Source organism: Butyrivibrio sp. AE2032 (assembly GCF_000702965.1).
This window is the reverse complement of sequence record NZ_JNLF01000005.1, coordinates 1,864,971-1,879,335: the sequence shown is the minus strand read 5'-3', so window position 1 is coordinate 1,879,335 and position 14,365 is coordinate 1,864,971. Positions and strand designations below refer to the sequence as shown.

The 14,365-nt window shown below is 49.6% G+C and carries 12 protein-coding genes; 2 read left to right on the top strand and 10 right to left on the bottom strand.

Going from position 1 to position 14,365, the window contains the following annotated elements:
- Positions 1-44: 44 nt before the first annotated feature.
- From BO18_RS25870 to BO18_RS33605, 4 genes are all read right to left on the bottom strand, one after another.
- Positions 45-1,196 carry an iron-containing alcohol dehydrogenase gene (locus tag BO18_RS25870; protein ID WP_034450603.1) on the bottom strand — a complete coding sequence of 384 codons (1,152 nt, stop codon included), beginning with the start codon at positions 1,194-1,196 and terminating at the stop codon, positions 45-47.
- A gap of 45 nt (positions 1,197-1,241) precedes the next feature.
- Positions 1,242-1,973, bottom strand: a complete 732-nt coding sequence (locus tag BO18_RS25865; RefSeq protein WP_034450602.1) for an SDR family NAD(P)-dependent oxidoreductase — start codon at positions 1,971-1,973, stop codon at positions 1,242-1,244.
- A 100-nt stretch (positions 1,974-2,073) separates the two neighbouring features.
- Positions 2,074-3,243 (bottom strand): GGDEF domain-containing protein, encoded by a 1,170-nt coding sequence (locus tag BO18_RS33610; RefSeq protein ID WP_051689179.1) that lies wholly within the window; start codon positions 3,241-3,243, stop codon positions 2,074-2,076.
- A 116-nt stretch (positions 3,244-3,359) separates the two neighbouring features.
- A complete protein-coding gene (locus BO18_RS33605) occupies positions 3,360-4,475 on the bottom strand; it encodes a helix-turn-helix domain-containing protein (protein WP_051689178.1) in 1,116 nt (371 codons plus the stop codon).
- A gap of 235 nt (positions 4,476-4,710) precedes the next feature.
- Between BO18_RS33605 and BO18_RS35130 the strand changes: the two genes are divergently transcribed.
- Positions 4,711-4,857 carry a hypothetical protein gene (locus BO18_RS35130; protein ID WP_185752573.1) on the top strand — a complete coding sequence of 49 codons (147 nt, stop codon included), beginning with the start codon at positions 4,711-4,713 and terminating at the stop codon, positions 4,855-4,857.
- Positions 4,858-4,934: 77 nt separating this feature from the next.
- Here BO18_RS35130 and BO18_RS25850 read toward each other — a convergent pair whose 3' ends face one another.
- The 3 genes from BO18_RS25850 to BO18_RS25840 all read right to left on the bottom strand — a co-directional run bounded on the left by BO18_RS25850 (position 4,935) and on the right by BO18_RS25840 (position 7,830).
- Entirely contained in the window at positions 4,935-5,573 is a 639-nt protein-coding gene (locus tag BO18_RS25850) for an MBL fold metallo-hydrolase (RefSeq protein WP_034450600.1), read from the bottom strand.
- Positions 5,570-6,094 (bottom strand): cysteine hydrolase family protein, encoded by a 525-nt coding sequence (locus tag BO18_RS25845; RefSeq protein WP_034450599.1) that lies wholly within the window; start codon positions 6,092-6,094, stop codon positions 5,570-5,572. The genes BO18_RS25850 and BO18_RS25845 overlap by 4 nt, the downstream gene beginning before the upstream one ends.
- Before the next feature lie 188 nt (positions 6,095-6,282).
- The gene (locus BO18_RS25840) at positions 6,283-7,830 is read right to left on the bottom strand and encodes a sodium/proline symporter (RefSeq protein WP_034450597.1); all 1,548 of its coding nucleotides are present in this window, start codon (positions 7,828-7,830) and stop codon (positions 6,283-6,285) included.
- Between the two features lie 227 nt (positions 7,831-8,057).
- On the opposite strand from BO18_RS25840, the gene BO18_RS25835 reads away from it, so the two are divergent.
- Positions 8,058-9,335: an MFS transporter gene (locus BO18_RS25835; protein WP_051689177.1), complete on the top strand. Its 1,278-nt coding sequence runs from the start codon at positions 8,058-8,060 to the stop codon at positions 9,333-9,335.
- 511 nt (positions 9,336-9,846) lie between these two features.
- Here the strand turns inward: BO18_RS25835 and BO18_RS25830 are convergent.
- From BO18_RS25830 to BO18_RS25820, 3 genes are read right to left on the bottom strand one after another with little or no spacing between them, the layout of a single operon-like run.
- Positions 9,847-12,231: a transglutaminase-like domain-containing protein gene (locus tag BO18_RS25830; RefSeq protein ID WP_034450595.1), complete on the bottom strand. Its 2,385-nt coding sequence runs from the start codon at positions 12,229-12,231 to the stop codon at positions 9,847-9,849.
- Positions 12,221-13,237, bottom strand: coding sequence for a DUF58 domain-containing protein (locus BO18_RS25825; protein WP_034450594.1), 1,017 nt, complete (start codon positions 13,235-13,237; stop codon positions 12,221-12,223). The genes BO18_RS25830 and BO18_RS25825 overlap by 11 nt, the downstream gene beginning before the upstream one ends.
- A 7-nt stretch (positions 13,238-13,244) precedes the next feature.
- Positions 13,245-14,177, bottom strand: a complete 933-nt coding sequence (locus BO18_RS25820) for an AAA family ATPase (RefSeq protein ID WP_034450592.1) — start codon at positions 14,175-14,177, stop codon at positions 13,245-13,247.
- Between the last annotated feature and the right edge of the window lie 188 nt (positions 14,178-14,365).

Below are 14,365 nucleotides of genomic sequence, written 5' to 3'. Positions count from 1 at the left end.
AAGTCATTTCGCGGATAAAGTTAAAACACCGGCAGAAAATCCCGTCAGATCATCGCATGATAGATCTTCGTGCAGTCGTCCTCATTGAGCGTGACAAAGCCCGAGATCGTGCCGTCGCGGCCGTCGCCGTAACACAGGTTCTTAACGAGAGTGGGAATGTCTTCTTCCTTACCGCCAAGTTCGCCCAAAGTCGAAGGCATGCCGATCGAGATGAGGAAATCCTTAAATGCATCGATGCCCTCTTCGGCGGTTTCAACGCCCCAAACGCGGTTTGCGACCTGAGTAAAGCGGGCAACATCGTGGTTCATTACATACTTAAAGACTGCAGGCATCGTGACGGCAAGTCCTGCGCCGTGGGCGCAGTCGTAGAGAGCGGAGAGCTCATGCTCGATGTTGTGGCTGTTCCAGTCCTGGGATCTGCCGACGCCGCAGGAATTCGTGTGAGCCATCGTGCCTGCCCACATTATGTTGGCGCGTGCCTGATAGTCGTTGGGATCTGCGATGACCTTGGGTCCTTCATTCTTCATGGTGATAAGGAGCGCTTCAATAAGGCGGTCCGTGACCTCAACGTCTTTGGAGTTGGTGAGATATCTCTCATAAAGATGCGCCATTATGTCCGTAATACCGCAAGCTGTCTGATAAGGAGGCAGAGTCTGTGTGAGCTCGGGATTGAGGATGCTGAACTTCGGCCTGATCCCTTCGCCGCTCGCGCCTCTTTTAAACATTCCCTCTTCCTTTGTGATGACCGAATCGCCGGAACCTTCGCTTCCGGCAGCGGCGATCGTGAGGACAGTACCGACAGGAAGTGCCTTCTCGATGGGCTTTCCGCAGTAGAAATCCCAGAAGTCACCGTCGTAAACAGTGCCTGCCGCTATAGCCTTTGAGGAGTCGATGGCACTTCCGCCGCCTACTGCGAGGACAAAATCGATCCCCTCTCTGCGGCAGAGCTCAATACCTTCATAAACAAGACCGCTCCTGGGATTCGGCTTGACTCCGCCCAATTCCACATAGGGAATGCCGGCTTCATCGAGCGAGGCCTTAACGCGGTCCAAAAGACCTGATCTTACAACGCTTCCGCCGCCGTAATGGATGAGGACCTTAGTACCTCCAAAAGCCCTGACGAGCTTTCCAGCCTCACTCTCGGTGCCCTTGCCGAATACGAACTTTGTGGGTGAATAGAAAGTGAAATTCTCCATTGTGATCCTCCTTAAACGGTCTTTATGTTATTGAATGCTGTATCTTCAGATATTATTTGCCTTGGCAACCGCTTCTTCGAGCGTCATGCCTGAAAAATCCTGAGCGTGGAATATCTGTCCGTTGACAGTGTCATCCACAAAAGCACCGACGATAACGCCGGGAATGGCGCTCTCGGGCGCGTTGGGTGCATTGGGGCCGCCCAGGTCTGTCCTGCACCATCCGGGATCTGTCAGGTTCATGGCAACACCCGTACCGCCGAGTCTCGATGCCATGTCCTTTGTGATCTTGTCGAGCGCTGCCTTTGCAGCGGAATATCCTGCCTGCTCGGGCTCCTTGTCTATGCCGCTCGTGGTATTCACGATGCGTCCGAAGCCGCGTTCCGTCATCTTCGGAAGGAAATGGTAGCAGATCATGGCAGGGGCTACCGTATTGACGTTGAAGCTTACAGCAAAATCATCTGCCGGAGTCTTATAGTAATCTGTCCTGTATGCGATCTGAAGTCCTGCGTTGTTCAGTACTACATCGACATCCACGCCCAAAGCGTCAATGTTTTCGAGCATCTTCAGAACTGAAGGGATGTCGTTTAAGTCAGCTGCAAAAGAATGGCATTTGACGCCTGATGCTATGAGCTCTTCTTCGAGCTGAGCCGTATGTTCCGTGTTCCTTGACTGGAGGATCAGGTTGCAGCCTCTGTCTGCCATGGCTTTGGAAGCAAGCCTTCCGATGCCTCTTGAAGCACCGGTTACCAATACCCATTTACCCTTAAGATCGAGCATAAGAACACCTCACCATAAGTATTTGATGCAATAATTGTAACAACAACGCCATGGCAAAATATTCAATTTATCTTTGGTTTTTATTCAGGTTTTGATGTGATTACCTGCTCACTGCCTTCAGCGCCGTCTTCCGCTCATACATGCTCTTGTCGGCTCTTATGAAGACCTCGGTATAACTATCGTCCTGTTCGGGATCGAAAACAGCCATTCCGCTCGAAATGACTACCGAACCTGTGCGGAGATTCTCATCTATCAGTTCATCAAACTTCTGTTTTAGAAGTTCCCGGTTCTCGAAATCGCTTCCCTTGAGGATCGCGACGAATTCGTCACCTCCGATACGGTAAACGGGACTGTGCTTATAGTGCTCGCAAATGATCCTGCAGGCGCTCTTCAGATACTCATCACCGGCATCATGTCCCAATGTGTCATTGATGACCTTAAGACCGTTCAGGTCAAAAACGACGACCCCGTATCCTTCCAGCGAAGATTCTTTTGTCTGAAGCTCAAGCTCTTTTAATGACTCAAGGTAAGCAAGTTTGTTCTTAACGCCCGTAAGTCCGTCCCTGTATGCTTTCTGGTTGGCATTCTCCATCTCGAGACCGTATTTTATATCTTTTTCCCGGTATATGAATGAATGGATCGCACATGTGGCAAAAAGACAACCCAGAGCATAGAACGGCATAAACGGGAACAGCATCTGCAGAGCGATAAATACCGCCATGATGATGCCGGAAAGACCGACGGTGACGTAGTGAAACTTTTTTATTCCTTCTGATCTGCCCGCTGTCACAAATGAATATATCGCAGTAACAAAGAACATTATCATCTGCAGGAATAGAGCAATATACCTTGCCGGGAGCGCCAAGTACTCCTTGTCTGCCGTAAAAGAGAATACTATCGGAACAAACAGGTTGACGGTAAGGATAAGGAGCTCAAAAAGGAATATAAACCATCCGCCGAACAATAGTATCTTCGAAAGCCTGCTCTTGCTCTCGGTAAATAAGACAACGCTCTTTACCCAGAATACGACCGACAGGACCATTGTGGAAAAATCCAGCATCGTATCAATATATGCGACAACGATCCACCGCTGTTCATAGAACAGACCCCACAATGCATCAACTAGAAAATACGCTATCAACGACAGTAAAAAACGGCGGTATTGAGTACGGAGTTCACTCGCCCTTGAACCCTTTACCTTCCTCAGCGCCTCAAAATTGACGATCACGAGGATGATTATCGATATTATTCCTATACTGGCATAATACACGGATACTTCCCTCATTTGTCTGTAATATTCAAATTATAATAGGAAGCATCGGGGTAGGAAATAAAGATTTTTGATTATTTACCGAATGTTTATAGGTTGTTTCTAAGATGCTGTCTTTATCCGGGCAGCATCTTCTCACGGTAAGGATTTTCACTCGAAGCATCAAAACCCGGAAGCAGGTACCTGTCAGGCATGTAATCATGCACATCCACATCCAGGAAGTAATTGCAGAACACGATGGCACAGTATGTGATCTTCGTGTTGCCCGTCTGTCCCTCAGGGATCATTGCATATACGAATCCGTTATATTCGTCGGAATCCATTGCGACCAGATCGTAACCGTCCGGCTCACCGGTGACTGTGTAGATGCCCTTATAATCATCAATGCCGATCGCCTGAAGCCTTTCGAGCTCCGCATCATAGGAATCGCCGTAATCCAGCGTCATGTAAACGATGTACTGGGGATCCCACGGATTGTAATACATGAGCTGGAACTCATCCGCACGGGCATTTACAGTCTCAGGGAAGATATCAAAGATAGGCTGTTTGCCCATGCTGTATTCACTGTCCAGTTTGCCGTCATGAATATATGTGTTGTACTCCGAAATATCATTCGTCACTTTTACCTTTGCACCGTAAAACAGCGCGGCAAACATGCCGATGACCAGGAAACCTATTACTATATAGTGCGTCACCACCGCAAGGAGCACTATGGTTATTACCCTAATTGCCGTGACAAGTTTTCTGTGTTTGGATATCTTCTTAAGAAGACCCGTAACATACAGAGTGATAATAGACATTGCCACAAAAGCCAGGAATGTCAGGAGTATCGCTGACGACCTCCTTAAGTCGGGATTGTTTATATCGTACGCTATTATCTGGAGCACCAGAGCTATCAGTGTTACGGACACGCCGGCGATCCCCGCTATCTGGACGCCCCTTAACATGTTGCCTTTCTCGTTGCCCGCATAGACCGCCATCTTTTCGGCGACCTCTTTAGTTTCTTTATCCATCATCTCGCTTTTCCTTTCCCCGTCTATGATCTCCCTGACGTCGACATCATAGAAATCGGCTATCTCAACAAGTAATGAGATGTCCGGAAGATTGGTGCCGGTCTCCCATCTTGAGACAGTCCTGTTGCTGACATTGAACTGTTTAGCCAGCTGCTCCTGGGTGATCCCCTTTTCATTACGTAAGGTCTTCAGAAACTTTCCTGTCTTATTCTGATCCAAGATCCGGTACCTCCTTTCGAACAGGGTCAGGATAAGTCATTCCTGCCGGAAAGAACACGACACAAAGCGAGAATTGCCGTGTTTTAGCGCAATTGGACACGGTATGTCCAATCAAATGAGGATATTATACTCCCCAATGTATCATCGTTCATAACGAAAATGAAAACACAATGACACATTAGAAATCACACGTAATAGTAAAATGAAATCAGTTACAAAAAGGTGGGTGGCGCTTATGGATGAAACATATGATTCAGATAAAAAGAAGAATATGGAAAAGGCTACCGTCACCCCGCTGATCCCTCTGAACGATCCCCGAAATGAGGATTCGCTCGACCTGATAGATTTCATGACCCTCCTCTACGAAAGGGAACATATCTGAGAGGATCGGAAAATGCAACATTATTACAGCCGCGAATGAGATATTCATACGCGGCTGTTTTAATGATGTTTAAATGATCACAGAAGTTTGAACTTGTTCGCGGTCGGCTTGCCGTGGCCGTAGTAGAGCGTTCTCTCACCGAGCGACTTTATCTTATCTGCCGTACGCTTTATCTCTTCAAGGTCGCTGTAGAGGTGTCCCGTCGCTGGACTTATCCAGTTATCCAACGCATCGCCGACGATAAGGTACTTTCCTTCCACATCAACGCCGATAGAGCCCTTTGTGTGGCCGGGAAGTTCAATGATCTTAGCGTTTATTCCGTAGGATGACAGGTCATCGCCTTCCTCTACGGTGATGATGTTTCCGGGCTTTTCAACTTTAGTCTCTCGCAACACTTTCAGTGACGCGTCGAGCACTACTTTTCCGACCAGTCCATAAGACTTCAGCGGCTGCTTGTCGTAGCTGTCGAAGAGTTCCATATCGGCCGCATGACACGCTACCGGGATCCCGAAATGCTCAGCGAGCTTGGCGGCATTTTCGGCATGATCGAAATGCACGTGCGTGAGCACGATAAGCCGCATGTTAAACTTGCTGCATTCCCCGAGGACTCTCTCGTAACCTTCGGCGCTCGCGGTGTCGACAAGTATTGCATCTTTCCCTTCGGAGACAATGTAGCAGTTATCCGTCTTGTTCTTTATCCAATGTATCTGACTCATAATGATATGTATTGTACACCAAGTGCACCGAGTTTCTTTCTTATCTTCCGAACCCTGTCATCAGGAAATCTCCTTCCGATGCAGTTTTCGAGCATTACCACTTTAACCCCCGTCTTTGCCGCTCCCTTCGCTGTCGCACCTACGCATCCGCACTCATCGAGACCGCACAGAACCACTTCGCCGTAGCCTTCCCTGCTCATGTGATCGCGGAACTCTTTCGATGAATAAGTATCAGACAGATTCTTGTCGAAGAAGAGGTCGGACACGATGTCCAGATCCTTGTATAGTTTTGCTCCTTCAGTCCCCTTTATCGAGAAACCGATGAACCACCTGTTCGTAATGATGTCAGGGAACACCTGTGAGATGTAAATGATGTCGTAACCCTTATCTTTATAGAATGCGGCAGCCCTGTTGACGTTCTTTACAAGCTGATCGGTATCGTAGGAAAACATGGGCTTTCTTTTTGCCCAAAGATAGTCGTTCTGCATGTCTATTACGATGAGAGCTCTTTTGTCTTCCATGAGTGTTTATTTCCTTCATTCCATATTATTGAACGTGTTCAATAATATCACAGGAATATGGCGGTTGCAATATGCGTGGATCGGATTAACAGCGAAGCCGTGCTCTTGCATACGCCTTTCGCTCTCATAGAAACAACCCCGCAGGATCACTCCCGCGGGGCTGTGTAATGCATGAATTTTCAGAGATATCAATCGTCGATCGAATTGTCTGTTGCTCTTGCGTAGATGGCTTCGACTTCCTTGCCCGGAGCCTTTGTAGCGAGTGTTACAACGACTGCGATGATGAGACCGCAGATGAAGCCCGGAACGATCTCATAGATGCCTGTGTTGGAAACAGCTGCAGGAATGATCGTGTTCGTAAAGAGCAGGAGCCATGCGATATCGGCAACTGCACCGCCGATGATGCCGGCAACTGCGCCTGCGTAGTTGAAGCGCTTCCAGAACAGAGAGAGGATAACGACGGGACCGAAGGCTGAGCCGAAGAGACCCCATGCGTTCTCTACCATGTTCATAATGTCTGCAGCCCAGGACTGAGGGCTGTCCAGACCCTGGCGCGCGATGAAGAAAGCAACTATCGCAACTACCAGAACGACGACACGGCCGACCCAGAGCATCTCATTGTCGGTTGCCTTGTTCTTGCGTACGAGGGGCTTGTAGATGTCGCTCGTGAATGCCGATGACGCAACGAGGAGCTGGGAGTCAGCAGTGGACATTGCGGCAGCGATGATGGCCGAGAGCAGAATGCCTGCGATGAAGCCGGGGAAGATCCTGCTTACGATCTCGATGAAGATGTTCTTGCGTCCGTCGGGAAGGAGCATCTCAGCAAGGGAAGTTCCGTCAGCGAAGACATAAGTTCTTCCGAGATAAGCGATTACTGCGGCTGCGCCAAGTGTGAGGATAACCCAAACGATGGCGACAGTTGCGGATTTCTTGATCTGGGAAGGCTTCTCGATGGACATGAAACGTACGAGGATGTGAGGCATACCGAAATAGCCCAGGCCCCAGCCCAGACCGGTGACGATCTCCTGCCAGGGAGCAACGAAAGGATTTGTGCCGAAAGCATCGACGCCGTCCTTGAAAGCTCCATAGTAAGAAGGATCGTACTTGCCTACTGCCTGCATGACGATCGGCACTGCAAGGAGCGCAACGAGCATCATGAGACCCTGGAAGAAGTCTGTCCAGCAAACGGCCTTGTAGCCGCCCAGGAATGTATAGATGAGGATCAGCACTGCGAAGCAGATCATCGCAAGGTGCGCATTATCCGAAAACCACGGGATGACTGATGTGAATACCGCTGTTCCCGCAACGAATCCGGATGCAACATATACCGTGAAACTGATGAGGAAGATGATAGCGCAAACGACCTTGAGCACGGGGCTCTGGCTTGCGAATCTGTTTGTAAGGTACTGAGGCAGAGTGATGGAGTCACCTGCAGCCTTTGAGAAACGGCGGAGCCTTGTGGCCACGAAGATCCAGTTACCGGCTGTTCCCAAAGCCAAACCGATACCGATCCAAACCTGTCCCATACCGAACGCAAAGAGCGAACCCGGGAAACCCATGAGGAGCCAGCCGCTCATGTCCGATGCCTGCGCACTCATCGCGGTGACAAACGGACCCATGTGCCTGCCTCCCAAGAAATACTCTTTCTCGTCACCGCCCTTGCTCTTTACGAAGAAATAGATTCCGATACCAAGGACGACCACGAAATAGAGTATGAAAGCAATGATCTTGTCCATAACATACTCCTTTGGGGATTGATAACTTCCGTATTATATCAGAAAAATACTGTATTGCACTAAAGCGCGGAGGTTCTCACATCTTCTCCAGATACTTTACCGGAACGCTCTTCGTCAGCCAGACTCCGTTTAAGGATTATTTAAGGAATAGATAACGGATATTTCAAGATTAATCCGGTACCGCGTATTAGAGTATAGTCAAGACAAGCGAAAAGGCGGTCATTCAGATGGAAAAGACAAAGAACAATTACGGCAGATTCCTCATGCTGTGGGCGGGTGAATTCATCTCGTCCATCGGCGGCGGACTTACGAGCTTCGGGTTGGGACTCTATATCTTCCAGAAGACGGGAAGCGCTGCGGACATGGCTCTTCTGACTTTCCTAGGCTTCGTTCCCTGTCTGCTGCTCACGGCTCCCGCGGGCGTTCTTGCCGACAAATATGACCGCCGTCTTCTCATGATGATAGGTGACGGACTCTCCGGCCTCGGCGTTCTTTTCATCCTGATCTGCATGCTTCAGGGCGAAGCACAGCTCTGGCAGATATATCTCGGAACAACCGTAAGCTCAGTATTTTCGGCACTTTTGGGACCCGCTTATACCGCCACCATCACTGACCTTCTGACAAAAGAACAGTTCTCAAAGGCTAACGGCCTGGTATCGATGGCGGGCTCCGCGAGATACCTCTTCTCGCCTGTCATCGCGGGATTCCTTCTTGCGGTAAGCGACATCAAGCTGATACTCATCATCGACATCTGCACATTCTTCCTGACGGTCATAGTCGCCGCAGTAGTAAGACACGGCATAAAGAACAACAATGAAGCCCGCGATAAGGAACCCTTCTTCAAGAGCATGAAAGAAGGCTGGGCAGCCGTAAGGAGCAAGAAGGGCATGCTCACCCTGATCGTCGTAACATCACTGATCTGCCTCTTCATGGGTTTCTTCCAGGTTCTTGGCGAACCCTTCGTTCTGTCATTTGCCGATTCGAAGACTCTGGGCGTCGTTGAGACTGTCGCAGCTTCGGGCATGCTGGTAACGAGCATCCTCTTGGGAATCAAGGGAATTAAGAAGCACTTCGTAAGGGCGCTCTGGATGGGACTTGCCGTATCAGGCATAGGCATGTCGCTCTTCGGGGTTTTCGAGAACAAGATCCTCGTGTGCATCTTCGGATTCGTATTCTTCGCCGCACTCCCTTTCGCAAACAACAGCCTGGATTTCCTCGTCAGGGCGAACATCCCGGACGAACTTCAGGGAAGGGCCTGGGGCCTTATAGGACTCATCTCGAATCTCGGTTATGTTGCAGCTTACGGCTTGAGCGGCATCACGGCTGACCTGGTCGGAAACATCACCGGGAAAGGCGTCGGAACAGGTTCGTCGATAACGATAATCTTCGCAGGCATATGCCTCGTGATCGTCGCTGTCTTCATGTCAGGTATCAAGAAGATACGTGTACTCGAAAAGTCCGCGCTGGAGAACCCTGCGGCAGGAGTTAAAAATGACGCTGCATAATCATCCGATCAAGAAATAAGATTTTCGCATATTGTGGAACATGAAATGAGAGCTGGAATCTGCTGACCATCTCAACTTTCACGGAAACGTCACGGAAACGGCGCCATCCGTGACAAAAAAATGCAAATTGCAAATTATCGTCAACGTCTTTTCAATATTTCGATACCTCGACTTTGGGAAGGTGAGCTTGAAATTATCCCAAGATGAGGTTTTCTTGCATTTGGGGATAAAAACTGAGTTCAAAATTATCCCTAAATGAAGTTTTCTTGAGGTTTGGGATAAAATGCGGGACGAAAATTATCCCAAGTGAAGTATTTTTAAGCTTTTGGGATAAAATCACCTCTGAAAATTATCCCTAGTGAAACATTTTTGAACTTTTGGGATAAAATCGCCCCTCTGAAAATGACTGATGAAACCGGGCATTTTCGTGACGTTTTGGTGAAATCCACCTTGAGAGAATAGTCTTTGGACTGCATTCTTCGCCGTGATGTCCACCCGGCCGATATTCACCTTACACCTTAAGTCTTACGAACCTGTACAGGAACTTCTTATAACCGGAGAAATCGCCGGATATCGTATTGAGGTAGTTCCTGCAGGTATCCTTGAGGAGCTTTAAGTCATCAGGGGTTATCTCGCCGTTGCCGAATGCGGCTCTGAGCGCGATGTCCGTTGCCTTCTTGGGTACGGCGACGTTAAACAGTTTTCCGATCAGCGAATAGTAATGGTAATACGAAGCAGCCTTCTCGTTGATGTTTGTTTTCGAGAACTCGCGGCGCCAGTAGAAGATGAAGCAGAGCCTCAGGATGCCCGCAAGGACGCAGAGTGCCAGGATCACGACAACGATCGTAAAGATGACTCTGATTATCTGCTTCTCGTTCTCGTTGAGAGTCTCGTTTATCGTTATTATCCCGGGCAGAGGATTCCCGGTCGTTCCGCCCGGAATCTGGCCCGGCACGATCGGCGTAGGCGTTATCACGGTAGGTTTGGACGTATCTTCTATGTCGACCGAAGGTGCGGTCGGATCAGAAGTCTCGTCTGACTCATCAGTCTCGTCCGGCGGAGGAGTATTTTCGTAGTTGTCTATGGAGAATCCGGCCGACTCGATGTCGGGATCGAAAAATGCAAGGCCGTCGATGTTGAAATTGCATGCGTCGCTTGCATAACCCGGTGTCGCGTCACCCATTACCCACCCGTACTCAGGCAGGAATACTTCGAACCAGGCGTGCGCCTGCGAAGCATAGACGAGACTCTCGGTACCGGAATATGACCTGTTGTCGACATATCCCCTGACGTATCTTGCGGGGACGCCGATCATGCGGAGAAGGATCATGGACGTTGCGGCATAGTGGATGCAGATGCCGCTCTCCGCGTCAGGTGAAAGGAACCACGGTACAAAGTCGGCATCCTCCGGCGGATAATCGGTATTCGCATCGTAAGGATGGAGATCTCTTACAAAATCCGTTACCCTTCTTACCTTCTCGGCATCGGAGAGCTCCAGGTTTCCATAATAGACTTCCTTGAACCAGGAAGGAATATTCGCGCTGACGAGCACCGCCCTCTCCGTGGCTTTCGGGACTTTGAGGCATGTATCGTAAACATAGTTCTTCAGGTACGACTCGGTATAGATGTTGCCCGTCTTTACAGGAAGCGCGGAAGCCGCATATGCACTGACATACTCATGTGTGGAATTGTAGGGATTGACCCTCAGATCGTCGTTCTCGTCGAGCGGATAGAAGTCCGTATAGTACGGCGAGATGTCGAGAGCGGATTCCTTAAGCTTATTGATGGTTATGAAATACTGGGGCTCTCCCTGCTTTGGCTCGTATTTTTCTTCATAGATCCTTTCCCAGATCCTGGAAGAAGAAAGAGTGTTGTCGCTGTAAGTGTCGAGCGACTCGAGCTTGAGATACAGTGTATGTCCGTTGAAAACACCCTGCGGGCCGTCGTATTCCATATTGTTATACCGTATGACTTCAAGTATTGTATCCTGCGGCGGGTTAAAAGGGCCGACCTTCGAGAGATTCGTGTTCATGTTGAACAGCGGTGAGAAGTAGTCGGTATTCGAATCCGAGTTGGGGTTCTTGTAGCCGTTAAGAGCGTTGTTGATCATCTCTATAAGAGGGTTGTCACTGTTTCTCGTCGCCCTCTCGGCAAAGTCTTTGGCCGAAGTGAGGATATCCACCGCCAGCTTGTTCTTGTCGTACTTCTCTTCCGGGAATACCGATCCGAAAAGGAACGTAAGCGCCACTACCGGAAGGAGGAATATGAGGAGTTCCTTCTCGGCATTTCCCCTGTTCTTTCTGCGGAAGACGTAAGTCAGAAGCAACATGAAGACGCCGATGGCAGCAACGAGGCTGGGCACCTGGGAAGGCGTCATGACGATATTTGCGACAGAGCATAAAAAGAAAGGCAGATACGGCAGGAGCGCGACGGGGATGAGCTTGCGCTTTATCAGCAGATAAGAAGTCACGCAGACCGCAATGACCATGTAGGCTAGAGCAAAGACAAACAGCGACAGATCGCCTTCATCGGGTGTCGGATAAACACCGGGGAGCTTATAGAAAGCGTATGTCTGGATGTAGTAGAGGAAAGCTTTGAATCCGTCCTTCATATTAAAGGCATTGAACACGGTCAGGATAAGGAACACCACGGGGAGTCCCGCCATGATGCCAAGAGAGACCTTCGGCTTAACAAGACAGTGGATGACGGTGAAAATGAGAGAAGCGGATAACACCGTAAGAATCGTAACGATGACATTGAACTTGAGATCGAAAGCGGTACTGTACATCAGGATGAAGCCTGCATTCAGGCATACCGAGATAAGGACCGTCAGAACGGCGGAAAGGATCTTCGGAGTGTTATCCTGTTTGACCGTGACCATTTTCTCAGTCAGCATGGATGCCCTCCCCTGCCGGCTTCTCTTTCACGGAAGCACCCGCAGACCGGTCTTCAGCAGCGTCCCTGCCCGATGTTATCCCTTCAAGGATAAAGTCATCAGGGAAGCCTTCTGACTGAGTCTCTTCATTAGGTATCCTCATTCGAAGGATCTGGGTTATGGCTCTCTCGAGATCGAATTCGGATTCTACTTCAAAAGCCACCTCGCTCCTGTCGGGCGGGATGACGCGTATCTTATGCGAAGTCTCGTGCTCGATATAGAATCTCGACGTGAAGAGGACCTGTCCCAGATGCCGGTCGAGCAGCTCCCTGTCTTCCGTCAGTCTCAGGATAACGCGGGAATGCCCGCCGTATTCCTCCAGTGATTCCTTAACGAGGAGCTTGTCCTTCTTTGCCGACATCTTCCAGTGTATCGACTTGACGGAGTCTCCCTGCTGATAATCCCTGATGTCGTAGATCTCGGTGTTGGGCTGCTTGGATTTACGGAGACTCTTGGCCTTGAATCCGTACATGTCGGGCATGATGTCCGGCATAACGGGAACCGGTCTTACAAGGATCTCGTTCTCCTTTTCGATCAGTCTTCTCGTACGGAAAAAACCGAAAAGGTCATATATCTCCAAATAGGACATCTGGTAGGAATATGCTCCGCAGTGCGAAGTGTCTATGGGTATCTTCGTGACGCCCTCATCGTGGATCCCTATTATGACCTTGCGCGATGTGCCTGCCATACGGTCGATGTAAGTCGTCCTGATATGGCAGAAAGAAAAATATGAGGCATATCCCTTCACGGTTACCCTTATGTAAGCCGGTGTGCCGACAAGAGAAGCGTTCGGGGCTTCCGTGCTGACCGAGAGCGTCTGCGCGGCGAAGATGCTCATGGCAAGCGCTATGAGCGGCACCAGCAGTATCACGATCAGGCAGAACCACGATACCCACATCTTGTAACAAAGGAAGAAGATGAAGGCTGATATGAGTGAGACTGTGTAGATACACCAAGTCTTCAGCATAAGACTGTCAGACCTTGGGTGCGAAAGTATCCTTGAGGATATCTTTTGCCACGTCAGTGGTTCTCCTGCTGTTGACTTCGGCTTCAGGCGTAAGGATGAGCCTGTGCGTGATGACGGGCAGGAATACTTTCTGGACATCGGAAGGGATGACATAGTTCCTTCCGCTCATGTAAGCATAAGCCTTTGACATGGAGGTGAGCGCCAGTGTGGCACGGGGGCTTCCGCCTCTTAACAGGTCGGGATTGCCTCTCGTCTTATTAATAAGTGCGATTATGTAGTCGACGATCTTCTCGTGAATGAATATGTTGTTGACCTCCTGCTGCATCTGCGACAGAATGACGTCATTGCATACGGTATGTACGTTATCCATGGGGTTGATGCCGTTCTTGCGCTGTTCGAGCATCGCCTTCTCATCCTTTGAGGACGGATATCCCATCGATATCCTTATCATGAAACGGTCGATCTGTGAATCCGGAAGGAGTGACGTGCCCGATGCGCCCGTAGGGTTCTGGGTCGCGAAAACGACGAACGGCTTTGGCAGTATGTATGTGTTGCCGTCGACCGTGACGCTGCTCTCCTCCATTGCCTCGAGAAGCGCTGACTGCGTACGCGAAGAAGCACGGTTCAATTCGTCTGCCAGAAACAGGTTGTGGAAGATCGCACCCGGCTGGTACTTCATCTGGTCAGTCGCCTTGTCGTACATCGAAAAGCCCGTGATATCCGACGGCAGTACGTCAGGCGTGAACTGGACACGGCCGAAGTTCAGTCCCATCGTTTTCGAAAAAGCGACTGCCATGGTGGTCTTTCCGACTCCCGGGACGTCCTCCATGAGGATGTGTCCTCCCGCAAGGATGGCCGTCAGCGTCTGGGCAATGATGTAGTCCTTGCCGCAGATAACCTTCTTCACTTCATGAATGATGCTCTCAACAGTATTGCTCATCTGATTATCCCCCGATAGAAATGCACCCGTAAAGTATACAACAAACATTATTCCGTTTCTTTAGGAAAGTATGTGATATTTGAGTGACGCGGGACATTGGGGGCATTGGAGGAAATCGAACTGCGATAACGAATCGTAATCTAAACATAAAGTCATTAATATAATCGCAATAATCAATATGTTATATT

Coding starts and splice junctions, on each gene's coding strand:
- BO18_RS25850 (WP_034450600.1), bottom strand. CDS start 5,573: ATGAGTCAGATACATTGGATAAAGAACAAGACGGATAACTGCTACATT.
- BO18_RS25845 (WP_034450599.1), bottom strand. CDS start 6,094: ATGGAAGACAAAAGAGCTCTCATCGTAATAGACATGCAGAACGACTAT.
- BO18_RS35130 (WP_185752573.1), top strand. CDS start 4,711: ATGGATGAAACATATGATTCAGATAAAAAGAAGAATATGGAAAAGGCT.
- BO18_RS25840 (WP_034450597.1), bottom strand. CDS start 7,830: ATGGACAAGATCATTGCTTTCATACTCTATTTCGTGGTCGTCCTTGGT.
- BO18_RS25830 (WP_034450595.1), bottom strand. CDS start 12,231: ATGCTGACTGAGAAAATGGTCACGGTCAAACAGGATAACACTCCGAAG.
- BO18_RS25865 (WP_034450602.1), bottom strand. CDS start 1,973: ATGCTCGATCTTAAGGGTAAATGGGTATTGGTAACCGGTGCTTCAAGA.
- BO18_RS25870 (WP_034450603.1), bottom strand. CDS start 1,196: ATGGAGAATTTCACTTTCTATTCACCCACAAAGTTCGTATTCGGCAAG.
- BO18_RS25825 (WP_034450594.1), bottom strand. CDS start 13,237: ATGCTGAAGACTTGGTGTATCTACACAGTCTCACTCATATCAGCCTTC.
- BO18_RS25820 (WP_034450592.1), bottom strand. CDS start 14,177: ATGAGCAATACTGTTGAGAGCATCATTCATGAAGTGAAGAAGGTTATC.
- BO18_RS25835 (WP_051689177.1), top strand. CDS start 8,058: ATGGAAAAGACAAAGAACAATTACGGCAGATTCCTCATGCTGTGGGCG.